Below are 25,237 nucleotides of genomic sequence, written 5' to 3' on the forward strand. Positions count from 1 at the left end.
GGCGCCCCATGGGGCGACACACGTACGCAGCCGGAGCCGCCGTCACCACCGTCGCCGTCCTGTTCGCCGGAACGGGCGCGGCACAAGCGGCCGACCACCGCCGCCGGCTCCCCAGCGAGCGGGAGATCAGGAATCTGTTCGACCGGTGGAACGCCGCCCTGGGCACCCTCGACGCGAACCGCGTCGCCGACCTCTACGCCCCGGACGCCGTACTGCTGCCGACCGTCTCCGCCGAGATCCGCAAGACCCGGGCGGCGAGGGTCGACTACTTCAAGCACTTCCTGGAGAACAAGCCCGTCGGCAGGATCCAGGAGCGGGTCATCAACATCCTGGGCCGCACCAGCGCCATCGACACGGGCCTCTACCAGTTCACGCTGACCGACAAGCAGGGCCACAGGTCCAAGGTCGACGCGCGCTACACCTTCGTCTACAAGCTGCGCGGCGACAGGTGGCTGATCATCAACCACCACTCCTCGAAGCTGCCCACGGAGTAGCTAAAGTCGGGCGATGAACAACACCGCCCTTCTCGTAATGGACGTCCAACAGGCCATCGTGGACATCGTCGACGACGGCTCCGGCTACCTGCCACGGCTGCGCAGGGCGATCGACGGGGCACGGGCGGCCGGCATCCCCGTGATCTACGTGGTCATCGCCTTGCGCCCCGGCTTCCCGGAAGTCGGCACGCGCAACAAGCCCTTGGCCGCCATCGCACAAGCCGGCCTCTTCATCGAGGGCGCCCCGGGCACGGAGATCCACCCCGAGGTCGCGCCCCGGCCGGGCGACGTGGTGGTCACCAAGCGCCGGGCCAGCGCGTTCTCGGGCAGCGACCTGGACGTGGTGCTGAGGGCACGCGGCATCGACAATCTCGTGCTCACCGGCATCGCCACCAGCGCCGTGGTGCTGTCGACCGTGTGCCAGGCGAACGACCTGGACTTCGGCCTCACCGTCCTCTCCGACGGCTGCCTGGACCTCGACCCGGAGCTGCACCGGGCCCTTGTCGAGCGGCTGTTCCCGCAGTGGGCGGACATCGTCACCGTCGACGACTGGCTGAAAGAGATCAGTACGCGCTCACCCCGGTGAGCTCGCAGGAGAGCTCCCACAGCCGTGCCGCCGCCTCCGGGTCGACGGCCCAGGGCTTGACCCCGCCGACGAGCATGTCGTCGGACGCCGCCGGCTCGGCGATGTCGCAGTCCTGGCAGTAGGCGCCGCCGTGGGCGTCGAGCAGCGGTGAGGTCGCCGCCCACACGGCGGTCGCCGCGCCCTGCTCGGGTGTCTTGAAACCGTCGGCCGGGCGGCCGTCGGGCGTGATCCAGCCGAGCGCCTGCCACTCCTCGCGGGGCACGTGGCGCTGCAACGGCGTGAGGATGCTGCCCGGATGCGCGGAGAAGGCCCGCAGGCCGCTCGCGGAGCCGAGCCGGTCGAGGTGCGCGGCGAAGAGGGCGTTGGCGGTCTTGGACTGCGCGTACGCGAGCCAGCGGTCGTAGCCGGTGCGGAAGTGGATGTCGTCCCAGCGGATGTCCGACAGGAAGTGGCCCGCCGATGTCAGGGACACCACCCGGGCGCCCGGGGCGAGGGCGGGGCGGAGCCGGTTGACGAGCGCGAAGTGCCCGAGGTGGTTGACGGCGAACTGCGCCTCCCAGCCGGGGCCCACGCGGGTCTCGGGGCAGGCCATCACGCCCGCGTTGGTGATGACGACGTCGAGGGCGCGCCCGGAGTCCAGGAAGCGGTCGGAGAAGTCCCGCACGCTGTCCAGGTCGGCCAGGTCGAGCACATCGACCTCCGCCCGGGGCAGGAGGTCCGCCAGCGCCTCCTCGGCCGTCCCGGACCGGCGCGCGGGCACGACGACCCGCGCCCCGGCGCGCACCAGGGCGCGCGTGGCCTCCAGGCCGAGCCCCGAATACCCGCCGGTGACCAGGGCGGTGGTGCCGGTCAGATCGACGCCGGCGAGCACGTCGTCGGCCGTGCTGTGCGCACCGAAGCCGGTGCCGAGCCTCTGCTGTTTGGTGATCATGCGGGGGAGGCTAGGAGCTGAAGCGCACTCCAAGTCAAGGCGCGTGCCTCCGATGGCCCACCCGCTTAGCGCCCGCGCCGCCGCTGGGGCACGGTGGGGGGCATGGGCAACCACACCTACCGGGTGACCGAGATCGTCGGCTCCTCGCCGGAGAGCGTGGACGCGGCGATCCGCAACGGGATCAGCCGTGCCTCGCAGACCCTCCGGGAACTCGACTGGTTCGAGGTGACCGAGGTCCGCGGTCACCTCGAGAACGGCGCGATCGCGCACTACCAGGTCGGGATCAAGCTGGGCTTCCGGCTGGAGGACACCTGACGCACCGGCCCGCCCCGGCCCCCGTCAGCGGCCGCGCCGCCGGTACTCGCGGAGCAGGACGCCCAGAGCCGCGCGCGGAGACGGGCCGGCCGGTTCGCGCAGGACCAGGCCGCCCTTCGCCAGCGCCGCCTCGTTCGTGAGGAGCTCCAGCGCGAGGAAGGCCCGGACGAAGGCACGGTGAGCGGGCGGCGCCAGCTCCGGCAGCGAACGGCTGGCGAGAAGGTCCCGGCGGCTCTGCTCCAGGAGGTCCCGGAGCAGGGCGCGGGAGAGCGCGGTGTCCCGCTTCCGCTCGAGATCGGAGCGCGAGACCCCGTACCGCGCCAGGGTCTCCTCGGGAAGGGTGAGCCGGCCGTCCCCGAGGTCCTCGGCGAGGTCGTTGACGAAATCCAGACGCTGACTGCCGTCGATGTAGGAGCGGCACAGCGCACGGCTCTCCTCGGGGTCGGCGTCGGCCGAGAGGACGAGGCACGCCACGAGCATGAAGGCCGGAAGCGAGTACCCGTCGACGTACCGCTGATAGCCCGCCTCGTCCGCGAACCCCGCGAAGTCCCTGTCCATCGGCGCCCCGGCGAGGAACCGCTCGGCGTGCTCGCGCAGGCCGGGATGGACGGAGGCGGTGTGCAGCAACGGGCGGAGCACGGGGTGAGTGCTGTCACCGACAGCCAGCCCGTCGCGCACTTCCTTCTCCCAGACCGTGAACCGGTCGTCACCGCCCGCCGGATCGGTGGAACTCTCCTCGGCGAGCAGATCGGTGTGGTGCATGAACGCCGTGGCGGCGATGACGTGCGGAACGAGCTCGGGGGGCAGCAACAGCCGCACGGCGACATAGGCGTTCCGCTTGTAGTCCGCCACGAGTCTCCGCTGGCGGGTGTAGTCGTCACGCAGACGTCGGTCATGGATGCCTGCGGTGGTGAGCGTCCTGCCCCACGTGTGCATGCTGATCGTTCTCTCCGGGAGACGGCGATGACAGCCGAGCCTAACCGCCTCGCGCGGGGCGCCCTCCCGGGCCGGGGCTCAGGCCGCCGCCGACCGGCCGACGGCCGCCTGCTCGCGGCTGCTCGGCCCTGCGACGGCGGCCGCCGGGCGCGCACCGCCGTCCACCGACCGCAGGGCCGCCTTGGCCTCGGACGCGTACGTGTCCACGTACTCCTGCTCGGACAGCCGCCAGATCGCGTACATGATCTCGTCCGTGACGGCCCGCAGCACGGCCCGGTGGTCCTCCATGCCCGCGTACCGCGAGAAGTCCAGCGGCTCCCCGAAGCGGATGGTGATGGGGACGACGCGCGGCAGCAGTTTCCCCGTCGGCTGGGCCTCGAACGTGCCGATCATCGCGCACGGAATGACGGGCGCCCCCGACTTCAGCGCCATCGCGGCCACCCCCACCTTGCCCTTGTACAGCCGCCCGTCGTGCGAGCGCGTCCCTTCGGGGTAGATGCCGAGCAACTCGCCGGAGCCCAGCACGCCGAGGCCCGTGTCGAGCGCCGCCTGCGCCGCCTCCTTGCCGGAACGGTCGACGGGGATCGCCCCGATGCCCCGGAAGAACGCGGCAATGAGCTTGCCCTTGACGCCGCGACCGGTGAAGTACTCCATCTTTCCGAGAAACCGGATCCGGCGCTTCACCATCACCGGCATCAGGAAGTGGTCGGAGAAGGAGAGATGGTTCCCCGCGATGATGGCCGACCCGTGGGCCGGCAGGTGGTGGAGGCCCTCGACCTTCGGCCGGAAGACCCACCTCAACAGCGGTATCAACACCACGTTCTTGAAGAAGTAGTAGAACACGCAGCAAGCCCCTTGTCCGAGCCGACCTGACCCCCGCGCCGACGCACAGTAGTCGGCTGCGGGGATCATGTGGAGAGTGACTATTCGGCCACTCTCGGTGATACCAGCGGTAGGGGCGGTCACTCGTGCGCGTGCGCCTGCCGCTGATGAACGCCCATGCGGGCGGCTGCGTCGCCCATGCGCCGCGCGTCCCCTTGCACCTCCGCCTCGCGCCGCTGGTCCTTGATGGCGGCGCAGACGGCGCAGCGCGGCGCGGGCGGCCCGGCGGGGCGGGCGAGGAGCTCGGTGGGCTCGGGGGCCCGGATCGCCTCCTTCGGGCAGTCCCACTCGAGCCCCCCGCGAACGGGCCGGAGTTGGACGTCCGGCCCCTCGCGCCCCATCAGCTGACCGATCTTGCCGGTGCGCGCGTCCACGACGATGTCGCCGATGCGGAAAGCCATGGCCAGGCCCTCGATTCCTGTCGCGTTCGGTGATCTTTCCTGCACTCCAGGCAACCGGTTGTCAGTGGGCGGCGGTACTGTGGGCCACGGTGGCCGGACTTAAACCCTTTAAACGGGGGCCATGGGCGAGGAGTTGAGTGCCTTGACGAAGCGAGAGCCGAATACGGGTCTGGAGCGGCTGTACCGCGAGACCACGTGGACGCTGCGGCAGTTCGCCCGCGAGGTCAACCGCATAGGGACCGAGCGCGGCACCCCGCTCAGGTACCAGGAGCCTTCGGTCCACCAGTGGCTGAGGGGCTATGTGCCGAGGGAGGACGTCCGTCCGCTGATCCTGGAGGCGCTCTCCCGGCGCCTCGACCGCCCGGTGACGTACGCGGAGGCGGGGTTTCCGTCCCCGGCCGGGGACGAGTCCGGTGGCGGCACGGTGGAGGGGCTCGTCGACCTCGGTCGGCAGGACATGGACCCGTCCCGGAGGAGTGTCCTCGGGTACAGCCTGTTCTCCGTGGCGTTGACGGTTCCGGGTTGGCCGGATGTGGTGGGGCGGATGGAGGCGGCGCAGACGGGGCGTACGCAGCGGATAGGCATGCCCGAGGTCGGCATGGTCATCGCCATGACCGAGCGGGTCTCGGAGCTCGACGACCAGTTCGGCGGGCGGCACGCACGCCCGATGGCAGCGGCGTTCCTCGTGAATACGGTCGCGCCGTATCTCCGGACCGATGCGCCCGACGACGTACGGAAAGCGATGATGTCGGCCGCGTCGGACCTCTGTTACCTCACCGGATGGATGGCCGTCGATGAAGGACTTCACGGTCTGGCGCAGCAGTATTACGTCAAGGCGCTGCAATTGGCGGGTGCTTCGGAGGACCACCTGACCTATTGCACGACGCTGCGAGGCATGAGTGTCCAGGCCGTCGACCTGGGCCACGGCCCGCAGGCCATGCGACTGGCCGATGCCGCTGCTGCCGCGTCGCCGCAGGCCGGGCCACGTATGCGGGCGTTCCTCGCGGGTCAGCAGGCGCACGCCGCCGCGCAGACCGGTGATCGCAGCAGCGCTTTGCTGTACCTCAAGGAAGCGGAAATCGCCATGGACAAGGCGGAATCCCGGGAGAAGGCGTTCGGCTCCTACGACCCTGCGTCGCTCCACTACCACATCAGTCATGTCCGCCATGAGCTGGGCGATGTGCCGGGCGCGGTCGAAGCGATGCAGGAATCCGACAAGCTGTGCCACGAAATCTATCGGCGGTCGAGAATCAAGGAGCGGGCGACTCTCGCCGAATTCCAGATGGAGACGGGCCATCTGGAGGCGGCGTGTGCCACCTGGAACGGGGCTCTCGACGAATATCCGCTGGTGCAGAGCTCCAAGGTCGACCAGCGCATGAGGACCATGTTCGGAATGATCCGTCCCCACCTCAAGAACCCCCACGCCCGCCATCTCCACGAGCGTGCCCGGTCCGTCGTACCGGCCACGCTCACCGCGTGACCGTCACTCCTCCGCAGTCGCCGTCGCGAGCGCCTCGTCGCGTACGTCCGGGTGGGCGTGGCGACGCAGGGCCCGCAGTTGTTCGCGCCAGGAGGGCGACCAGTGGGTGCGGCGGCCTCCCATCGTGGTGAGGGCGACCGCGAACAGCCCGGCGGCGTGGCTCCCGGTGGCGGTCAGGGCGCGGGCCGCGTGGGCGAGCGCCTCGTCGCCGGTACGCCTGTCCAGGCGCTGGGTGAGGGAGGCGGCCGTGCGGGCGGCGAGCGCGGGCCTGCCGTCGTGGCAGCGGGCGAGGTGCTCGAGTCGCGCTGTCAGCGCTTCCGGTGCCGCGTGCGGGTCGAGGGTCCGGGCCAGCAGGTCGGCCGCCTCGGGCGCGTAGCCCCCGTCCCCCAGCCGGCCGAGGAGTTCGGCTACCTCGGGCGCCGCTTCCCGTACGGCGCGGGGCTGCCAGGTGCTCCGCGCCGCCAGGCCGGCGGTCAGGTGCCGGACGCGACGGCGGGCGGGCCGGTCGCGGTCGGGCTCGGCGTCAGGGGTGCCGGGCAGGGCGTCGGCCTCGGCCAGGGCCGTGAGCGTACGCAGGAGGGGGGCGGCGTCGGGTGAGCCGGAGGGGGCCAGGGCGACGAGGTCGCACAGCGCGTCGGCGGCCTGGCGCCAGCTCGTCCGGTTCTCCAGGTCGGTGACGGCGGCCTCCAGGACGCGCGCGGCGTCCGGGGACCAGGGCGACCAGGTCCCGAGGGCCGGGTATCCCAGGCGCGCGACCTCGGGGTCGTCGGTGTCGCAGGCGGCCCGCACGAGTGCGGCGTAACGGGGCCGGTGGTGCTCGGGCAGGTCGTGGGGACGGCTCGCGAGGACGGCCTTGCGGAGTTCGCTCCGCCCGGTCGCCGCCGTCTCCAGCAGCGCCCAGGCCGCTTCGTGCGCGAGCAGACCTTTTGCCACCGCCACGCACGCGGCCCGCACGTCGTGGTGCTGGTCCGGAAGCGCGCACGTCTCGGCCAGGAGTGCCACCGCCTCCGGCGCGGCGAGCGCGGTGGCGGCGAGCCGGGCGGCCTCCTTCCTGCTGGTCACCTTCGTCCCGCTCGTCCCGGTGAGCAGTCCCCTCAGCTCTCCCACCAGGGTGGAGGGCGCGACGAACCGGCTCGCGCGGGACGCCGCCGGGATCGCGACCCGGGCCCGGTCCCCGCCGGCGTGGGAGAGCAGCAGCCGCAGATGCCGCCCCGGGGTGTCCGTCCGGGCGAGGGCCGCGAGGGCGGCCTCGGCGAGCGGCACGTCACTGTTGTCGGCGTAACGCAGCAGCAGTTCGGTGCCGTGTCCTGGGATCCACGCTGCCAGCCGGAGAGCGGACACGCGCTGGTGGGTCGTGAGGCCGTCGTCCGCCGCCGCGCGCGCCAGCAGCCGTGCGGCTGCGGCCTGCTGGCGCGGCGTCCAGGACGCGGTGTCCCGGCAGACGGGCGGCAGCCAGTGGCTGCCCTCGATCAGGAACCGGCCGTACGGAGGCGTGTCGCCCAGCAGAACGTCCAGCAGATCGGTACGACGGCGCACGAGTATCCGTTGCACATGGGAGAACGTGGCGGCGGACGGTTCCAGCGCGAGGAGCTCGGTCAGCCGGGCGTCCCGGGTCCGGGGGGCGTCCAGCCAGTGCGCGGCGGCCTGTTGTCCGTCATCGGGTGTGCCGTGCTCGATGGCGCGCCGCAGCAGGGCCTGCAGCCCGGGTATGCCGTGGCCGAGCTCCTGGAGCGAGTCGGCGAGCCGGATGGTCTCCGTGAAGTCGGCCCTGTCGGCGGCGGCTTCGAGGGAAGGGCGCAGCGCCGCGAAGACCTCGTGCTCCTGGCCGGGGCGCAGGTCCTCGCGCGAGGGCACGGCGCCCCGCAGCCGGGCCACGGTGCGGAGCGCCCAGCCCGTGGGTTCCGCCGCTTCCGCCGGTCCCGCCGGTTTCCCCGCCTCGCGCAGCAGGCGGCGGGCCAGGGTGCGCAGGGCGTGGCTCTCGGGCCACGAGAAGTCCCGGGCCTCGACGGTGTCGGTGGTGATGCGCTCCAGGTGGGGGGCGGCTTCGGGGGCGAACAGGGCGGGCCGGAGCTCGGCGAGCGCGGCCAGGACGGCGGAGCGTACCGGCTGCTGCTCGTTGCGCAGCCGGTCCAGGCCCGCGAGCAGTTCCGTGACGGCGGCGGGGTCGCGGGTGAGGGCCGCGTTGCGCACCAGCAGTTTGTAGGCGTAGGCGCGCTCGGTGGGTTCGGAGCGGCGGGTGGCGGCCAGCAGTTCCGGGCGGGCCTCCGCCACCAGCAGGTGCGCCATGGCCGACAGGATCGTCTGCCAGCTCCCGCCGTACTCGCGGGCCTGCTCGGCCATGCGCCGGGCCTCGGCCTGGCGCCGGGCCCGGGGCAGCACGTCGAGGATGCCGTGGGCCAGGGCGGAATGGCTCGTGCTCCGCCCGTTCATCGCGAGGTCGTAGCACTCGGCACGCCGCGACGGCGCCATGGTCTTCAGCAGCCGTGCGAGGGCGCGGTCGTCACGGCCCATCACCCGGGCGAACGCGTCGAAGCCGGGCGGCCGGTGGCGTACGAGCACGCGCAGTACGGACGGCTTCAGGCCGTGGAGCTCGCTGTCCTCGCGCCCCGGTGCCAGCAGGACCCGGAGGGTGGCGCCGGGGCCGGCGGCGGCCAGCCGGCCGAGCCGCCCGCGGACGCGCTCGGGCAGCGCGCCCGGGCACAGTCGTTCCAGCAGGTCGAGCACCCTCAGGGGCCGTGCCTCGACGGCGGCTGCCACGATGGACCCGTACGCCTGCCACCACCTCCTGCGGTGGTCCTCGGGGAGTGCGGTGAGCCGGCGTTCCGCCTCGTCGAGGACGGCGTCGGGGTGGCGGTCGGCGAGCCCGCGCCAGGGGACGGTGGTGTGGAAGAGGGCGGGGAGCAGCTCCGCGACGGTGGCGGGCCCGCAGGCCGGCAGCAGCTTTGCCGCCTCCGCGTCGCCCCAGCGCTCGCGGACCGGCCGGACGAGGGCCTCGGCGACGGCTGTGCGGCGGCCCGCGACGACGGCCCGGGCGATCTCGCGGCGGATGGCCATGGGGGCGTCGTCCAGCGCCGCCGTGACGGCGGCGTCGGGGATCAGGCCCTGGCGGACGGCGGCGACGGAGTGGCCCCGGACGGCCGGGTCGGGGTCGGTCAGCCGGTCCCGCAGCCAGGCGACGTCACGGCCGGCTGTCGCGGCCATGGCGGCGACGCCCCGTTCGTACGTCCCGCGCCCCGACAGCTCGTCCAGCACCGCGCCCAGTTCCGCGCGGGCGCCGAGCTCGCGGGCCCAGAGGGCGATGTGGCGTACGCGCTGGGGGAAGGGCAGGGGGGCGACGGTGGTGAGGAGTGCGTCGGCGAGCGCGGGGGCGGTGTTCTCGATCACGTGGCCGATTCTCGTCGCTGCCGTCCGGATCGCCAAAGGGCCGCCGGACAAGGGCGGCCCGGGTGGCCCGGGCGATAGGGTGCGATCGCCCCCGTAGGTACGACGACCGAAGGAACCGCCCGGCCCATGCGCCTCGACGAGCTCGCCGACGTGGGACCGTTCTTCACCCTGCGCACCGGCGAAGGCGGCCTTCCGCTCCTCCACGAGGAGACCGTGCGGCAGCGCGTCGCGACCGTCGCCGCGCGGCTGGGCACCGACGACACCCGGGTCGCCGCGTCCATCGCCTTCCAGGGCATCGCCGGGCGGTTGTTGTCCATCGGCCTGGGCTCCGCCGTGCTGACCGGCGAGGTGCCCGATCTCGCCACGGGCGGCCTCCGCTGGGACACCGCCCGTACCGCCCCCGACGACCTGTGGTCGCCCTCCCCCGCCGCCCCGTCCGGTGAGGACCTCCGCACGGCCGTCCTGCACGGGCTGCTCGTCCCGCTGCACGACCTCGTCCGTACCGTCACCCCCATCTCTTCCCCTCTCCTCTGGGGCAACGCGGGCTCTTCCCTCGCGGGATCCCTGCGCGTTCTCCACACCTGGCTTCTCCACCGGCACCGGGCCGAGGACGCCGCCCGTGCCGTCGCCCTCACCCGCGACCTCTTCACCGACCCGCTCCTCCGCGACACCGGCGAGCTGAGCGGCAGCGCCACCTTCGTCCGCCGCACCTGCTGCCTCTACTACCGCGTGCCCGGCGGCGGCATGTGCGGCGACTGCGTGCTGCGGCACCCGCCGCGTCACTCGGCCCGGCGCCGCTGAGCCGGCGGCCAGCTCCCCGGGTCGAGTACGCCGAGGACATACGCCTTCGCCACCAGCGCCGTACGGTTCGGCACCCGCCAGCGGCGGCTGAGGCGGGTGAGGTGGTAGTTGACGCCGTCGACGGTCAGTCCGACCGCCTTGCCGATCGCCGCCGTCGTGGCCCCGGCGGCGGCGAGCTCCAGAATCCGCGCTTCCACAGCGCTCACCTCCGTCTGCGGGCCCGACGGCGTCAAGGTTTCCGCTGGCCGAACGTGCAGCACCGTCAGCAGCGCCGGATACGTCGGGGAGGCGTCGCCGACCGGTTCGACGATCAGCTCGCCCTCGCGTCTCGCGCCCTCATCGCCCGCCGCCGTCCAGCGCACGTCGATGGTGTAGCGGGACCGGCGGCCCAGGCGCAGGGCCTCGATGAGCCGGTTCATCTGGGGGGCGGCGCTGTCGCTGGGGTGGAAGAGGTCCAGCAGGTTGCGGCCGCGCACCTGCCCGGGCGCGAGGCCCCACTCGGCCGCCATGGCCGGGTTGACGGCGGTCACCTCGCCGTTCGCGCGGCAGATGGCGATGGGGACGGGCAGCCGGTCCAGCAGCATCATGAAGTAGTTGCGCCACGTGAAGTACGCCTCGTGCTCCGCGCTGTCCACGGTTCCCGGTCCCCCTCGTTCGTACGGTGACCGTCGTCGGCGCAAGAGCGACACGCCGTTGGTCACTGCACAATCATGCAGTGGAACGTACCGACGGTTCGGTTCGGGGAGGTGACCCTGAAGTCATGACAGCGACGTCCCTCACCACCGACATCCCCCTCGTCGACATCACCGCCGTCGGGGCCGGCGACACCCCGCTTCAGCAGGTCATGCGGCTGGCCCGGCACCACGGGCCGATATTCACCCGGCGGCTGCACGGCGCGGACCGGCTCTTCGTCACCTCCCTCGAGCTCGTCTCCGAGCTGGCGGACGAGGAGCGGTTCACCAAGTCCGTGGGTCCGGCGCTGGAGAACGTCCGGGAGTTCACCGCCGACGGGCTGTTCACCGCCTACAACCACGAGGCGAACTGGGCGAAGGCGCACGACATCCTGATGCCGGCCTTCGCCCTGGGCTCGATGCGCGCCTACCACCCGGCCATGCTGCGCGTGGCCCGCCGGCTGATCGACGCGTGGGACGGCCACCTGGCCTCGGGCACCCCCGTCGACGTGCCCGAGGACATGACGCGGATGACGCTCGACACCATCGGGCTCGCGGGATTCGGCTACGACTTCGAGTCGTTCGCCCGCCCCGAGCCGCACCCGTTCGTCGGGGCGATGGTGCGCTGCCTGGACTGGGCGATGAACAAGCTGGGCCGCGATCCCGACGCCGACTTCGCCGCCGAGGACGCGGCGTTCCGGGAGGACGCCGCGTTCCTGGCCGGGGTCGTCGACGAGGTCATCGCCGCCCGTACGGCGTCCGGTGACACCCGCACCGACGATCTGCTGGGGCTGATGCTGGGTGCCCCGCATCCGTCCGACGGGACCACCCTGGACGCCGCCAACATCCGCAACCAGGTGATCACCTTCCTCATCGCCGGGCACGAGACGACGTCAGGCGCCCTGTCCTTCGCGCTCCATCACCTCCTCAAGGACCCCGTCTCGCTGCGGCTGGCGCAGCGGGAGACGGACGAGCTGTGGGGCGACGCCGAGAACCCCGAGCCGACGTTCGAGGACGTCGGGCGGCTGCGCTGGACCCGGCAGGTGCTGCTGGAGGCGCTGCGGCTGTGGCCGACGGCGGCGGCGTTCACGCGTGAGGCCCGGGAGGACACGGTGCTCGCCGGCCGCTATCCGCTGCGCGCCGGTGAGAGCGTCGCCGTTCTCACGCCGATGCTCCACCGGGACCCGGTCTGGGGCGACAACCCCGAGCTGTTCGACCCCACGCGCTTCGACCCGGCCGTCGAAGCCGCTCGTTCCCCGCACGCGTACAAGCCGTTCGGCACCGGGGAACGGGCCTGCATCGGGCGGCAGTTCGCGCTGCACGAGGCGACGATGCTGCTGGGGATGCTGATCCACCGCTACCGGTTCGCCGACACCGCCGGCTCCACCGGCTCCACCGGATACCGGCTGCGGATCAAGGAGACCCTCACCCTCAAGCCGGACGGCTTCACCCTCACCCTCGGCCGCCGCACGGCGGCCGACCGGGCCGTGAACCGGGCCGCACTGCCGGGGGCGGCGCGCACGGAGACCGCCGGCGCGAAGACCGTCCGCGCGGAGAAGGGCGACGGCGGGCCCACCCGGGCCCGCACCGGCACCGGGCTCCTGGTCCTGCACGGTTCCAACTACGGCACGTGCCGCGAGCTGGCCCGGGATCTCGCCGACGAGGCCGCGCGGCTGGGCTTCGACGCGTCCGCCGCCCCGCTCGACGAGCGGACGGGGGCACTGCCCACGGACTCGCCGGTGGTGTTCGTCGCCGCCTCGTACAACGGGCGGCCGACAGACGACGCGGCCCGTTTCATGGAGTGGGCCGAGCGTACGGCCGGGCCGGGCGCCGCCGACGGCGTCCACTACGCCGTCCTCGGCGTCGGCGACCGCAACTGGGCCGCCACCTACCAGCGCGTTCCCACCCTCCTCGACGAGCGGCTCGCCGCGCTCGGCGGCACCCGGCTGCTGCCGCGCGCCGAGGCCGACGCGTCCGGCGATCTCACCGGATCCGTCGAGAACTTCACCCGTTCCCTGTGCCGGACGCTGCTGGAGCGCTACGGCGACCCGGAGAGCGCGGGGACGGCCGCGCCCCAGGCCGTCGACGGTCCGGCCTACGAGGTCGCCGAGGTCACCGGCGGTCCGCTGACCGCCCTGGCCGAGCGGCACGGGATGCTGCCGATGACCGTCACCGAGGCGTACGAGCTCACCGACCCGGCCCATCCGCGCACCAAGCGTTTCCTGCGGCTGGTGCTGCCGGACGGCATCACCTATCGCACCGCCGACCATCTGGCCGTGCTGCCCGCCAACGCCCCGGAGCTCGTCGCACGCGCCGCCGCGCTCTTCGGCGCGGACCTCGACGCGGTCCTGTCGCTGCGGCCGCGCCGCGCCGGGCGCGACACGCTGCCCGTCGACCGCCCGCTGACCGTACGGGAACTCCTCACCCACCACCTGGAACTGGCCCAGCGCCCCACGTCCCGGCAGGTGGCGGCGCTGGCGGAGCGCAACCCCTGCCCACCCGAGCGGGCCGCCCTGGAGTCCCTCTCCCCCGACGACCCGCGTACGCTCCTGGAGCTGATCGAGGACCACCCGGCCCTGCGCGGCGCCCTGGGCGCGGCGGCCCTGCCCGAGCTGCTGTCGCCGCTGCGGCCGCGTACCTACTCCATCTCCTCCTCCCCGGCCGTGGACGCCCGTCACGCCGATCTGATGGTGTCCGTGCTGGAGGCGCCGTCCCGCTCGGGCCGGGGGGTGTTCAAGGGAACGGCGTCCGGGCATCTGGCCGCGCTGCGGCCGGGTGACACGGTGCTCGCCCGGGTCCAGCCGTGCCGTGAGGCATTCCGGATCCCGATGGACGAGCGGACGCCGGTGGTGATGATCGCTGCCGGAACGGGGCTGGCCCCCTTCCGGGGGACGATCGCCGACCGCACCGCCCTCGCGGCGACCGGCACCGAACCCGCCCCGGCGCTGCTCTACTTCGGCTGTGACGCCCCGGAAGCGGACTTCCTCCACTCGGCCGAGCTCCGCGCCGCCGAGGACGCGGGAGCCGTCTCCGTACGCCCGGCGTTCAGCGAACGCCCGGAGGCGGGCGGCGGCCCGTACGTCCAGCACCGGCTGGCCGCCGAGGGCGACGAGGTCTGGTCACTGCTGGAGGCGGGGGCGCGGGTGTACGTCTGCGGTGACGGCGCCCGGATGGCGCCGGGCGTCCGGGCCGCGCTGCGCGACCTCTGCGCCCGCCGGACGGGCGCGGACGCCCGGGCCGCCGACGCGTGGCTGCGCGAGCTGACGGACGCGGGCCGGTACGTCGAGGACGTGTACGCGGCGGGGTGAGACCCGCACCGCCGCACCCGTCCGGTGGGTTCGGGGCCTCTTCTGCCCCGAACCCACCGGCGACGCGGCAGGCCGCAGCGGCTACGCTGCGGCCTGGGCCGGGCGACACGCACGGCCCGGAGCGACTTCACGGGGGACAGGGGGGTCGGTGAGCGGGACGACCGAGACCACGAGCACGAGCACCACCACGAGCGGCGGCGGCCCGGCCCGCATCGGCCGCCGCCGGGTGCTGGCCGTCCTGGCCGGCGCCGCCCTGCTGCCGGTGACGGGCTGCGGGAGCGGCTCGAAGCCGGGGGCGAAGCCCTCGGAGCCGCCACCGGGCGCCCGGTCCGGCCCCGACGCCACCATCATGATCATCCGGCATGGGGAGAAGCCGCGCGGCGCTGTGCGGGGGATGGACGAGAACGGCGAGCCGGACAAGAAGTCGCTGACGCAGCGGGGCTGGGAGCGGGCCCGTTCCCTCCCGAAGCTGTTCGCCCCCATGGCGGGCGCCTCCGCGCTGCCCCGACCGGCCACCCTCTTCGCCGCCGCAGACTACGGCCCCAACGCGGGCTCCCGCCGTATGCGGCAGACCGTCACCCCGCTGGCCGAGGAGCTCAAGCTGCCGGTCAACACCTCCTTCTCCGAGACGGAGGAGGCGAAGCTGGCCGCCGCCGCGCTGATATCGCCGCAGCCCGTGCTCATCTGCTGGGAGCACTCCAGGATCGCGGACATCGTCAAGGCGCTGGGCGCGGCTTCCGCGCACGGGGTGCCCAAATCCTGGCCGGACCGGTTCGACCTGGTCTGGGTGCTCACGCGGCGGAACAACGTCTGGTCCTTCCGGTCCGTCCCGCAGCATCTGCTGGACGGCGACGCGGCGTGACCGACCGTCAGTTTCCGTTGTCGTGCGGCTGACCGCCGGTGGGTTTTTCCGCGCCTTCGGCGCGGTTCTGCCCCACCCGCCCACCCGATCACCCGGAACCGCAGCCACGAGGTAGTGACGCCGCCCCCGTCACCCGGACGGGCCTGTCCTGAACACCACGCCCACCATCCGACGCATCCTTGACTCCCCCACCCGCCCACGCGAGCCTCGGCGCTGACACCAGTGTCGCCTGAGGGGTCGTGGTCACATGAGGGGTCGCAGGAGAGCCAGGAGAGTGACGGCGCCGCTCGCCGTGGCGGCGTTGCTGGTCGCCGGCAGCCCCCCGACGGCAACGGCCGCCGCCCCCGACGGCGACCTCACCAGCCTCGTCAACCCCTTCATCGGCACCGAGAACGAAGGCAACACCTTCCCCGGCGCCGCCGTGCCCTTCGGCATGGTGCAGCTCTCCCCCGACACCGGGCACAACACCGGCTACGACTACAAGGACCACCACATCCGGGGCTTCAGCACCGTCCACCTCTCAGGCGTCGGCTGCCGCATCGGCGGCGACCTTCCCGTGCTGCCGACCACGGGTGAGGTGAGCCAGACCGACAACGCCCGCTACGCCGCCGAGTTCAGCCACCGGGACGAGACGGCCCGCCCGGGCTACTACCGGGTCCGGCTGGGCTCGTACGGCGGGATCACCGCCGAGCTGACGGCCACCGCCCGCACCGGGCGGCAGCGCTACACCTTCCCCGCCACCGAAAAGGCGAACGTCCTGTTCAACGCGGGCCAGTCGCTGCACCGGCCGGTCTCCAGCTCTGTCCAGGTCGTCGACAGCCGTACCGTCCGCACCACCATCACCGGCCGTGGCTTCTGCCAGGACACCCGCCCGTACACCCTCCACACCCTCACCCGCTTCGACCGCCCCTTCCACTCCTACGGCACCTGGAAGGACGACCGGGTGACGAAGAACTCCCGCTCCTCGTCCGCCGCCACGGGCCGCAACGGCGCGTGGGTGCGCTTCGACACCACCGACGACCGGGAGGTGGAGGCCACCACGGCGATCAGCTATGTGGACGCGGCGGGCGCGGAGCGCAATCTGCGCGCGGAGGAGGACGACTTCGACCGCACGGCGGACGCGGCGCAGGAGGCGTGGGAGCGGCGGCTGCGGGACGTGGAGGTGCAGGGCGGCAGCCGGACGCTGCGGCGCACGTTCTACTCCTCCCTCTACCGCTCCTTCCTCTCCCCCAACATCGGCAGCGACACCGACGGCCGCTACACCGGCTGGGACCAGAAGACGCACCGCACGCGGGGCTTCACCTACTACCAGAACTGGTCGTTGTGGGACACCTACCGCACCCAGGCGCAACTGCTGGCGCTGCTGGCGCCGCGCGAGGCGAGGGACATGGCCCTGTCGGTGCTGCGGATCGACGCCGAGGGCGGCTGGCTGCCGAAGTGGGGCTACGGGACGGTCGAGACGAACATCATGACCGGTGACCCGGTGACGCCGTACCTCACCAACGCCTTCCACCACGGGCTGCTGACGGGCCATGAGGAGGACGCGTACCGCGTGCTGAGGAAGAACGCGGACGGGGTGCCTCCGCCCACGAACCCGGGAGTCGGCCGGGAGGGCAACGCCCAGTACCTCAAGAACGGTTACGTCCCGTACCTGCCGGACCGGCCGCAGACGAAACCGGGGGACTCCGACTTCCGCGAGGGCGCCTCCGCCACCCTGGAGTACGCGCTGGCGGACGGGGCGCTGGCGAGGATGGCCCGGGCGCTGGGCCACCGCGAGGACGCGCGGCGCTACACGGCCCGTTCCCGCAACTACCGGACGCTCTTCGACAAGGCCACGGGCTTCTTCCGGCCGCGCGGGGCCGACGGGGCGTTCACGGGGTCCGCCGACCCGGCGAAGAGCCCGGGCTTCCACGAGGGCACGGCCTGGCAGTACCAGTGGCTGGTGCCGCAGGACCTGCCGGGGCTGGTGGAGCTGATCGGCGGCAAGGACAGGGCGGACCGGCGGCTGGACTCCTTCTTCGCCTACGACAAGCTGCTGGCCGACCCCGCGCGCACCGCCCGCGAGGTGTGGGTGAACGGCCCGTACGACTACTACAGCGCCGACAAGTACAACCCGCAGAACGAGCCGGACCTCACCGCCCCGTACACCTACCTCTCCACGGGCCGGCCGTGGAAGACGACGGACGTGGTGCACGCCGCGCTGACGCTCTTCACGGACACCCCGGACGGGATGACGGGCAACGACGACCTGGGGACGATGTCGGCGTGGATGGTGCTGTCGGCCATCGGGGTGTACCCGGTGCAGCCGGGGGCGGACGTATGGGGCCTGAGCACCCCGGTGTTCGAACGGGTGGACCTGCGGCTGGACCGGCGCTGGTATCCGCGCGGGCGGTTCACGGTGAGCGCGCCGGGCACCTCGCACACGGACCGGTACGTGCGCTCGGTGCGGCTGGACGGGGAGGTGTACGACCGGACGTATGTGACGACGGAGGCGATCCGCGAGGGCGAGCGGCTGGACTTCCGGGTCGGGCCGCGGCCCGGTGACTGGGGCACGGGCGCGGCGGCGGTGCCGCCCGCCATCGGCTGATCCCCGGGGGCCGGTGCGGGGCGGCGCCTTCCGTCGCCGCCCGCGCTCGGCCATGATGACGCCAATGTGCGCCCGTGGGGCGAGCCGCCTCCAGGCCGACGAGAGGACGAGGCTATGGCCGGGCTCGGGATGGGGCGCGGTGTGCTGCGCCGCAAGCCGATCGAGACGATCGAGGAGGCGGAGGAGGCGGAGGCGCACGGCGAGCGGCTGTCCCGCACTCTGGGGCTGTGGCAGCTGACCGCGATCGGCGTCGGCGGCATCATCGGCGCGGGCATCTTCAGTCTGGCGGGCACCATCGCCAACGGGGTGGCGGGCCCGGCCGTGCTGGTCTCCTTCCTGATCGCGGGCATCGCGAGCGCGGCGGCGGCGTTCTCGTACGCGGAGTTCGCGGGGCTCATCCCCCGGGCGGGCTCGGCGTACACGTACGGCTACGCGGTCCTGGGCGAGCTGGGCGGCTGGTTCATCGGCTGGGACCTGCTGCTGGAGTACACGGCGATCGTGGCGGTCGTCGCCATCGGCATCTCGGGGTACATCAACTTCCTGCTCGGGGAGACGAACGCCCAGCTGCCCGCCTGGATGCTGGGGGCGCCGGGGACGGGGCACGGGCACCGGGTGGACCTGTTCGCGATGGTGCTGTGCCTGCTGATCGCCTATCTGCTGACCTTGGGCATCAAGAACGCGGCCCGGTTCGAGACCGTGGTGGTGGGCCTGAAGATCCTCGTGGTGCTGCTGGTGGTCGTCGTGGGGTTCTTCCACGTCAAGAGCGCCAACTACCACCCCTTCTTCCCGTTCGGGCTGAGCGGCGCGTTCACGGGCGCGGCCACGGTCTTCTTCGCGGTCTTCGGCTACGACGCGATGTCGACGGCGGCCGAGGAGTCCAAGGACGCGCAGCGCCATATGCCCAGGGCGATCATCTACTCGCTGGTGATCTCGATGGTGCTGTACGTGCTGGCCTGCCTGGTGCTGACGGGCATGCAGAACTACAAGGACATCGACAAGGCGAGCGGTTTCTCCACGGCCTTCAAGTCGGTCGGGCTGGAGGGGATCGCGGACGTGATCGCGGTGGGCGCGATCATCGGCATTCTCACGGTGATGTTCACCTTCATGCTGGGAGTCACCCGGGTCTGGTTCGCGATGAGCCGCGACGGGCTGCTGCCGAAGTGGTTCGCGCACACCCACCCGACGCGGCACGTACCGACGCGGGTGACGTGGATCGTGGGCGGCGCGTCGGCGCTGATCGCGGGGGTGATCCCGATCGGCGAGGCGGCGGAGCTCACCAACATCGGCATCCTGCTGGCCTTCGCGGTGGTGTGCACGGCGGTGATCGTGCTCCGCTACAAGCGGCCGGACCTGCCGCGCTCCTTCCGCTGCCCGGGGGTGCCGGTGGTGCCGGCGATCGGGGTGGCGGCGTCGATCTGGCTGATCACCTATCTGGCGTGGCAGACGTGGGTGCGGTTCGCGGTGTGGTTCGTGATCGGGCTGGCGGTGTACTTCAGCTACTCGTACCGGCACTCGGAGCTGGCGCACGCGGACGCGCGGGGGATTCCGCAGGACTAACGGGATTCGGCGGGACCGACCGGGGCGGGGGCGCCGCCACGCCGACCGCCCGGGGCCGACAGGCCGACCGCCCCCGTGAGCAGGGCCACCACCGTGCCGGCCGTGAGGAACGCGCCCGCCGGGGAGGCGTCGACGAGTGGCGGGAGGAGGAGTATCGCGGCCACGGTGCCCGCGCGGGTGACGGTGTGTTCGACGGCCATCAGCCGCAGCCGTTCCGCCGGTGGGTACGTGCCCAGGCGCGCCCGCATCGTGACGGTCCCCACGGGCACCGCCAGTCCCGACAGCAGGCACAGCGATCCCAGCGCCAGGTCGGAACGCGCCGCCGCCATGCAGGCGGTCGCCAGGCCGTCGACGGCCCAGGCGGTGCAGCAGACGGTGAGCCAGGCGCGCGGGCGCAGGCCGCCGGCGACCGGGTTGCCGATGAGCGCGCCGATGCCGGAGACGGCGGTGATCAGCCCGTAGGCGCCCGCGCGGGTGTCGTGGCCGTGGGCGAGCAGCGCGGGCAGCCCGATCGTCGTCGCGGCGACGCACAGCGGCAGGGCGCCGTGCACTCCGATCGCCAGGCCGATGTCGGGCCGTTCCCGTACCAGCGCGGTGACGCGCACGGCGGGGCCCCGTGCGGCGGAGGCGGCCCGGGGCGGTGGGGGCAGGCGCCGGGCCATGGCACCCAGCGCCGCCGAGGAGACGGCGAACGCGGCGCCCACGCAGGTGAAGAGCTCGCTCTTGGAGATCACCAGCAGCAGCGCGCCCGCGCAGGCGTGCCCGGTGGTGCGGGCCACTCTGCTGGTGAGGTCGAACAGCCCGGTGAGGGACTGGATCTGCCCGGCCCGTCCGAGACCGGGCACCAGGGCCTCGAGGTTCGGGTCGAAGAGCGCCCCGAGGACCCCGAGGACGCCCACGCCGCCCAGTACCAGGGCCGTGCCCCGGGCGTCGGGCGTCCAGACGAACGGCAGGGCCGCGGCGACGCCCGCGCGCAGGGCGTCGACCGCGCACAGCGCTCCGTAGGAGGAGAAACGGGCGACGACGCGCCGGCCGACGGCGCCGAGGACGACGTAGGGCAGCGACTCGAGGAGGGCCACGAGCCCGGTGAGCGATGCCGATCCGGTGCCCGCCCACACGCTCCACATGACCGCCATCGCGTACAGCCGGTCCCCCAGCGCGGACATGCTGCGGGCCAGCCACAGGACCAGCACGGGGCGCTGTCGCAAGAGCCGCGCGTACTCCATGCGTCCTCACCGTAGGAGGCGGGCGGAAGGACACGGCCGTCCGTTCGCGACAGATCACTCGATCACAGGAGAAGTCATCACATGTGATGGGAGGGCGCTATTTCAGCAGCCGGGACAGCCTGCGATCGGCCAGGGGCTTGCCGCCCGTCTGGCAGGTGGGGCAGTACTGGAGGGACGAATCGCTGTAGGAGACCTCGCGGATGGTGTCCCCGCAGACCGGGCAGGGCTGCCCGGTGCGGCCGTGCACCCGCAGCCCCGTCTTCTTCTCCGCCTTGAGGTCGGCGGCGGCGTGGCCGCGCGAGCGCTCGACGGCCTCGCGGAGGGTGGTCTCCAGGGCCTCGTAGAGCGTGGTGTGCTCCTCGTCCGTCAGGGAGGCGGCGAGCTTGAACGGGGACATGCGGGCGGCGTGGAGGATCTCGTCGGAGTAGGCGTTGCCGATGCCGGCGATGACGCTCTGGTCCCGCAGGACGCCCTTGATCTGCCGGCGCTCGTCGCGCAGCAGCCCCGCGAGGACGTCGGGGGTGAAGCCGGGCGCGAGCGGGTCGGGGCCGAGCCGGGCGACGCCGGGTACGTCCTCGGGGGCGTGGACGCAGTACACGGCGAGCCGCTTGCGGGTGCCCGCCTCGGTGAGGTCGAAGCCCGCGCCGCAGGCCAGCCGGACGCGCAGCGCCAGCGGCCCCTTGCCGGGGCGCGGCGGCGCGGCGGGGAGCGTGTCGTGCCAGCGCAGCCAGCCCGCGCGGGCCAGGTGGAGGACGAGGTGGGGGCCGTCGCCTTCGCTGTCGCCGGTGGCCAGGGCGAGGAACTTGCCGTACCGGCGCACGGCGGTGACCTCGCGGCCCTCCAGGGCGGACGGCGGCGGGTCGTAGGTCTTGAGGACGCTCACCGCGACCGGCAGGACCCGCTCGACCGTGCGGCCGACGAGGCGCTCGGTGAGGAAGCCCGCGAGGGCCTCGACCTCGGGGAGCTCCGGCATGGGTCCAGTTTGCCCCGCATTGCTGGGGTGGCAACTTTGCGGGCGTTTCGTCGCTGAGTGCGGGCCGATGGGTGGTTTGCGCCCACCCGTTCCGCCCTTGCGGAACGCCTGCCCACAAACCAGGTCACCAGTCGATGCGGTAACCCGTGAGCCAGTCCCGGACCGGGCGCGCGGACCTTGCCAGGCGGCGTTCCACCTCGGCGTCGCGGGCGCGCCGTTCCTCGGCGGTCACGGGTCTGCGGCGGGCGAGGGAGGCGCTCAGGGCGACGACGCGCTCGACGCGCTCGCGCCGCAGCCGCTCGTACCCGGCGAACGCCCGCCCGGTGTCCGGCAGGTCGCGCAGGCAGCGGGCGAGGACGACGGCGTCCTCGATGGCCAGGGAGGCGCCCTGGGCGGCGTTGGGCGCGGTGGCGTGGGCGGCGTCGCCGATGAGGACGGTCCGCTCGTCGTGCCACACGGGGGTGCTGGGCAGGTCGTAGCAGTTGACGCCCACGACGTCGTCGCCGGTGGCGGCCACGATGGCGGCGGCGGGGGTGTCGTCGGCGGCGAAGACCTCCCCGAGGCGGCGGCGCCACCCGTCGGGGGTGGCGGCGAGAGCGGCCCGGGGCAGCTCCGGCCCGGGGACGTTGGCGAACCAGAAGGTGGTGCCGTCCGGGGCCGTGGTGCAGCCGAAGAAGCCGCCCCGCCCGTAGTACATCCGGTAGGTGCGCGGCGGGGCCGGTTCGGCGCCGCCGATGGTGGTGCGGGGCCCGGTGCGCCCGGAGACCGTGAACTGGCCGGTGTGGCGGGGCGGTGGCGAGGCCGGGTCGAGGTGGGCGCGGACCCGGGAGCGGATGCCGTCGGCGCCGATCACCAGGGTGCCCTCGGCGTGGGTGCCGTCCGCGAAGGACGCCACCATCCGGCCGTGGGAACGGGTGGTGAGGCCGACGAGCCGTTTGCCGTGCTCGACGCGGATGCCCCGGCGGAGGGCCTCCTCCCGCAGCACCCGGCAGAGCACGGCCCGGGGGACGGTACGGGGGCTCAGCCCGGCCTCGCCCGAGCCGGACATGGGCCGCCGGCCGAGGAGCCGGCCGGACTCGCTGTAGGACTCGACCGTGTCGGCCGCGCAGGAGACCGCGCGGACGGGCCCGTCGGCGCCGATCGCGCGCAGGGCCGCGAGCCCGTTGGCGAAGAGGGTGAGGAACGAGCCGGACGGCCCGGCTCCGGCCGGGACCGCCTCGTAGACGGTCGCGTCGAGGCCGGCCCGGCGCAGGGCCATCGCGGCCACCGGTCCGGCGACGCCACCACCGATGATCAGGGCATGGGCCATGGTCCGGGTTCCGTCCCCCCACGTCGCGTCCGCTCGAATAATCGCTCGAACATGTGACTAGGCGTGCCTGTGACTAGGACGAAACCAGACGGGGTGGGAGGCGTCCAGAGCGCATGGCCTCCCGTCAGCGCCCCAGGGCGGCGGCGAGATACCGCGCGGTGGCGCTCCCGGCGGCCCGCGCGACCTGTCCGGGGGTGCCGGCGGCGACGATCCGGCCGCCCTCCGCGCCCCCGCCCGGCCCGAGGTCCACTACGTGGTCGGCGCCGGCCACCACGGCCATGTCGTGCTCGACGACCACCACCGAATGGCCCGCGTCCACCAGGCCGTGCAGCTGGCGCAGCAGCACCTCGGTGTCGGCGGGGTGGAGCCCGGTCGTCGGCTCGTCCAGGACGTACAGGGTGTGGCCCCGGTGGGCTCGCTGGAGTTCGGTGGCGAGCTTGATGCGCTGCGCCTCGCCGCCGGAGAGCTCGGTCGCGGGCTGTCCGAGCCGCAGATAGCCCAGGCCGACGTCCTGGAGGGTGCGCAGGCCGCGCCGGGCGGCCGGCACGTCGGCGAGGAATTCGGCGGCCGCGTCGACGGTCATGTCGAGGACGTCCGCGACGGTGGCGCCCCGGTGGGTGACCTCCAGCGTCTCCGGGTTGTAGCGGGCACCCCGGCAGGCGGTGCACGGCGTGTAGGTGCCGGGCAGGAACAGCAGTTCGACGGCGACGAACCCCTCGCCCTGGCAGACCTCGCAGCGGCCCGCGACGACGTTGAAGGAAAAGCGCCCGGCGGTGTAGCCGCGGGCCCGGGCCTCGTCGGTGGCCGCGAAGACCTTGCGGACGGCGTCGAACAGCCCGGTGTAGGTGGCGAGGTTGGAGCGCGGGGTGCGGCCGATGGGCTTCTGGTCGACGCGGACGAGCCGGCTGACGGCTTCCAGTCCGTCGGCCTTGCCGACGGGTTCGGTGCCGTCGAGGTGTGCGGCGACGGTCTCCGCCAGCACCTGGCCGACGAGTGTCGACTTGCCGGAGCCGGACACGCCGGTGACGGCCGTGAAGACGCCGAGCGGGAAGTCCACGTCGAGGTCGCGGAGGTTGTGCCGGTTCACCCCGTGCAGCCGCAGCGCGCCGGACGGCTCCCGGGGCGTCCGGGCGGGGGCGGGGGCGGCCTCGGGGAAGAGGAACCGGCGGGTCGCCGACTCCGGCACGTCCGCGAGCCCCGCGACGGGCCCGCTGTAGAGCACCTGCCCGCCGTGCTCCCCGGCCCGGGGGCCGACGTCGACGATCCAGTCGGCGCGGCGCACGACGTCCATGTGGTGCTCGACGACGAACAGCGAGTTGCCCGCCGCCTTCAGCCGGTCCAGGACGGTCAGCAGGGCGGCGCTGTCGGCGGGGTGCAGCCCGGCGGACGGCTCGTCCAGGACGTACACCACCCCGAACAGCCCGGAGCGCAGCTGGGTGGCGAGCCGCAGCCGCTGGAGCTCGCCGGCGGAGAGGGTGGGGGTGGGGCGGTCGGTGCTGAGGTAGCCGAGGCCGAGCTCGGTGAGCACCTCGATACGGGCGGTCAGGTCGCGGGCGAGGGCGGCGGCCACCCCCTCCTCGCCCTCGCGGGCCGGGCGCAGGGTCTCCGCCAGCGCGGCGAGCGGCAGGGCGGCGAGCTCGGCGATGTCCCGCCCGGCGAAGGTGACGGCGAGCGCCTCGGGGCGCAGCCGCCGGCCCGCGCAGGACGGGCAGTCCGCGCTCACCAGGTGCCGTTCGGCGCGGGCCCGCAGGGCGGCGCTCTTGGAGTCGGCGAAGGTGTGGAGGACATAGCGGCGGGCGCTCATGTACGTGCCCTTGTAGGGCCGCTGGATGCGCTCGGCCTCCCGGACGGGGTGCACGGTGACGACGGGCTGCTCGTCGGTGAACAGGATCCAGTCGCGGTCGGCCCGCGGCAGCTCGCGCCAGGGCCGGTCGATGTCGTACCCGAGGGTGTCGAGGATGTCGCGGAGGTTCTTGCCCTGCCAGGCGCCGGGCCAGGCGGCGATGGCGCCGTCGCGGATCGACAGCGACGGGTCGGGGACGAGGGAGTCCTCGGTGACGGTGTGGACCCGGCCCAGGCCGTGGCACTCGGGGCACGCGCCGGCGGGCGTGTTCGGCGAGAAGGCGTCGGAGTCGAGGCGGCCGGCGCCCTCGGGGTAGGTCCCGGCGCGGGAGAAGAGCATGCGCAGGGAGTTGGAGAGCGTGGTGACCGTGCCGACGGAGGAGCGCGAGGTGGGCGCGGAGCGCCGCTGCTCCAGCGCGACGGCGGGCGGCAGCCCGCCGACCTCCGCCACCTCCGGCGCGCCGGCCTGGTGGATCAGCCGGCGGGCGTAGGGGGCGACGGACTCGAAGTACCGCCGCTGGGCCTCGGCGTACAGGGTGCCGAAGGCGAGGGAGCTCTTGCCGGATCCGGAGACGCCGGTGAAGACGACGAGGGCGTCGCGGGGGATGTCGACGTCGACGCCTTTGAGGTTGTGTGTCTTCGCTCCGCGCACGCGGACGTAGGGATCGCGCATGGGGTCGATCTTGCCCCAG

The 25,237-nt window shown here is 73.3% G+C and carries 19 protein-coding genes; 9 read left to right on the plus strand and 10 right to left on the minus strand.

Annotated elements, in window-relative coordinates:
- Positions 1-8: 8 nt before the first annotated feature.
- Both ACFYZR_RS16955 and ACFYZR_RS16960 read left to right on the plus strand, forming a co-directional pair.
- Positions 9-494, plus strand: a complete 486-nt coding sequence (locus ACFYZR_RS16955; RefSeq protein WP_391910854.1) for an SgcJ/EcaC family oxidoreductase — start codon at positions 9-11, stop codon at positions 492-494.
- Between the two features lie 13 nt (positions 495-507).
- The gene (locus tag ACFYZR_RS16960) at positions 508-1,080 is read left to right on the plus strand and encodes a cysteine hydrolase family protein (protein WP_391910856.1); all 573 of its coding nucleotides are present in this window, start codon (positions 508-510) and stop codon (positions 1,078-1,080) included.
- On the opposite strand, the gene ACFYZR_RS16965 is transcribed toward ACFYZR_RS16960, so the two are convergent.
- Positions 1,058-2,011: an SDR family NAD(P)-dependent oxidoreductase gene (locus ACFYZR_RS16965; protein ID WP_391910858.1), complete on the minus strand. Its 954-nt coding sequence runs from the start codon at positions 2,009-2,011 to the stop codon at positions 1,058-1,060. The genes ACFYZR_RS16960 and ACFYZR_RS16965 overlap by 23 nt on opposite strands.
- Before the next feature lie 102 nt (positions 2,012-2,113).
- On the opposite strand from ACFYZR_RS16965, the gene ACFYZR_RS16970 reads away from it, so the two are divergent.
- Positions 2,114-2,326 (plus strand): dodecin, encoded by a 213-nt coding sequence (locus tag ACFYZR_RS16970; protein ID WP_126917008.1) that lies wholly within the window; start codon positions 2,114-2,116, stop codon positions 2,324-2,326.
- A 24-nt stretch (positions 2,327-2,350) separates the two neighbouring features.
- Here the strand turns inward: ACFYZR_RS16970 and ACFYZR_RS16975 are convergent, their stop codons facing one another.
- From ACFYZR_RS16975 to ACFYZR_RS16985, 3 genes are all read right to left on the minus strand, one after another.
- A complete protein-coding gene (locus ACFYZR_RS16975) occupies positions 2,351-3,262 on the minus strand; it encodes a phytoene/squalene synthase family protein (protein ID WP_391910861.1) in 912 nt (303 codons plus the stop codon).
- A gap of 78 nt (positions 3,263-3,340) precedes the next feature.
- Positions 3,341-4,105: a lysophospholipid acyltransferase family protein gene (locus tag ACFYZR_RS16980; RefSeq protein ID WP_358621752.1), complete on the minus strand. Its 765-nt coding sequence runs from the start codon at positions 4,103-4,105 to the stop codon at positions 3,341-3,343.
- A 119-nt stretch (positions 4,106-4,224) separates the two neighbouring features.
- The gene (locus ACFYZR_RS16985; protein ID WP_391910864.1) at positions 4,225-4,545 is read right to left on the minus strand and encodes a hypothetical protein; all 321 of its coding nucleotides are present in this window, start codon (positions 4,543-4,545) and stop codon (positions 4,225-4,227) included.
- A gap of 142 nt (positions 4,546-4,687) precedes the next feature.
- Here ACFYZR_RS16985 and ACFYZR_RS16990 point away from each other — a divergent pair, with 142 nt between their 5' ends.
- Entirely contained in the window at positions 4,688-6,025 is a 1,338-nt protein-coding gene (locus ACFYZR_RS16990) for a tetratricopeptide repeat protein (protein ID WP_391910866.1), read from the plus strand.
- Between the two features lie 3 nt (positions 6,026-6,028).
- Here the strand turns inward: ACFYZR_RS16990 and ACFYZR_RS16995 are convergent, their stop codons facing one another.
- Positions 6,029-9,409 (minus strand): hypothetical protein, encoded by a 3,381-nt coding sequence (locus ACFYZR_RS16995; RefSeq protein WP_391910868.1) that lies wholly within the window; start codon positions 9,407-9,409, stop codon positions 6,029-6,031.
- 126 nt (positions 9,410-9,535) lie between these two features.
- Here ACFYZR_RS16995 and ACFYZR_RS17000 point away from each other — a divergent pair, with 126 nt between their 5' ends.
- Entirely contained in the window at positions 9,536-10,210 is a 675-nt protein-coding gene (locus tag ACFYZR_RS17000) for a (2Fe-2S)-binding protein (RefSeq protein ID WP_391910870.1), read from the plus strand.
- Here the strand turns inward: ACFYZR_RS17000 and ACFYZR_RS17005 are convergent.
- On the minus strand, positions 10,189-10,845 hold the full coding sequence (locus tag ACFYZR_RS17005) for a PAS domain-containing protein (protein ID WP_391910872.1): 657 nt from the start codon (positions 10,843-10,845) through the stop codon (positions 10,189-10,191). The two genes, ACFYZR_RS17000 and ACFYZR_RS17005, sit on opposite strands and share 22 nt — an antisense overlap.
- Positions 10,846-10,970: 125 nt before the next feature.
- On the opposite strand from ACFYZR_RS17005, the gene ACFYZR_RS17010 reads away from it, so the two are divergent.
- The 4 genes from ACFYZR_RS17010 to ACFYZR_RS17025 all read left to right on the plus strand — a co-directional run bounded on the left by ACFYZR_RS17010 (position 10,971) and on the right by ACFYZR_RS17025 (position 19,195).
- Positions 10,971-14,189 (plus strand): bifunctional cytochrome P450/NADPH--P450 reductase, encoded by a 3,219-nt coding sequence (locus tag ACFYZR_RS17010; protein WP_391910875.1) that lies wholly within the window; start codon positions 10,971-10,973, stop codon positions 14,187-14,189.
- 148 nt (positions 14,190-14,337) lie between these two features.
- The gene (locus tag ACFYZR_RS17015) at positions 14,338-15,051 is read left to right on the plus strand and encodes a histidine phosphatase family protein (RefSeq protein WP_391910877.1); all 714 of its coding nucleotides are present in this window, start codon (positions 14,338-14,340) and stop codon (positions 15,049-15,051) included.
- Between the two features lie 247 nt (positions 15,052-15,298).
- A complete protein-coding gene (locus ACFYZR_RS17020; protein WP_391910879.1) occupies positions 15,299-17,638 on the plus strand; it encodes a GH92 family glycosyl hydrolase in 2,340 nt (779 codons plus the stop codon).
- A gap of 114 nt (positions 17,639-17,752) precedes the next feature.
- A complete protein-coding gene (locus tag ACFYZR_RS17025; protein WP_391910881.1) occupies positions 17,753-19,195 on the plus strand; it encodes an amino acid permease in 1,443 nt (480 codons plus the stop codon).
- Here the strand turns inward: ACFYZR_RS17025 and ACFYZR_RS17030 are convergent.
- The 4 genes from ACFYZR_RS17030 to uvrA form a co-directional block, all read right to left on the minus strand.
- On the minus strand, positions 19,192-20,421 hold the full coding sequence (locus ACFYZR_RS17030; RefSeq protein ID WP_391910883.1) for a hypothetical protein: 1,230 nt from the start codon (positions 20,419-20,421) through the stop codon (positions 19,192-19,194). The genes ACFYZR_RS17025 and ACFYZR_RS17030 overlap by 4 nt on opposite strands.
- Before the next feature lie 97 nt (positions 20,422-20,518).
- The gene (locus tag ACFYZR_RS17035) at positions 20,519-21,394 is read right to left on the minus strand and encodes an Fpg/Nei family DNA glycosylase (RefSeq protein WP_391910885.1); all 876 of its coding nucleotides are present in this window, start codon (positions 21,392-21,394) and stop codon (positions 20,519-20,521) included.
- Positions 21,395-21,518: 124 nt separating this feature from the next.
- Entirely contained in the window at positions 21,519-22,703 is a 1,185-nt protein-coding gene (locus tag ACFYZR_RS17040; protein ID WP_391910887.1) for an FAD-dependent monooxygenase, read from the minus strand.
- A 124-nt stretch (positions 22,704-22,827) separates the two neighbouring features.
- Positions 22,828-25,218 carry an excinuclease ABC subunit UvrA gene (gene uvrA, locus ACFYZR_RS17045; protein ID WP_391910889.1) on the minus strand — a complete coding sequence of 797 codons (2,391 nt, stop codon included), beginning with the start codon at positions 25,216-25,218 and terminating at the stop codon, positions 22,828-22,830.
- Between the last annotated feature and the right edge of the window lie 19 nt (positions 25,219-25,237).

This window comes from Streptomyces sp. NPDC001678 (genome assembly GCF_042892945.1).
Classification (GTDB): domain Bacteria; phylum Actinomycetota; class Actinomycetes; order Streptomycetales; family Streptomycetaceae; genus Streptomyces.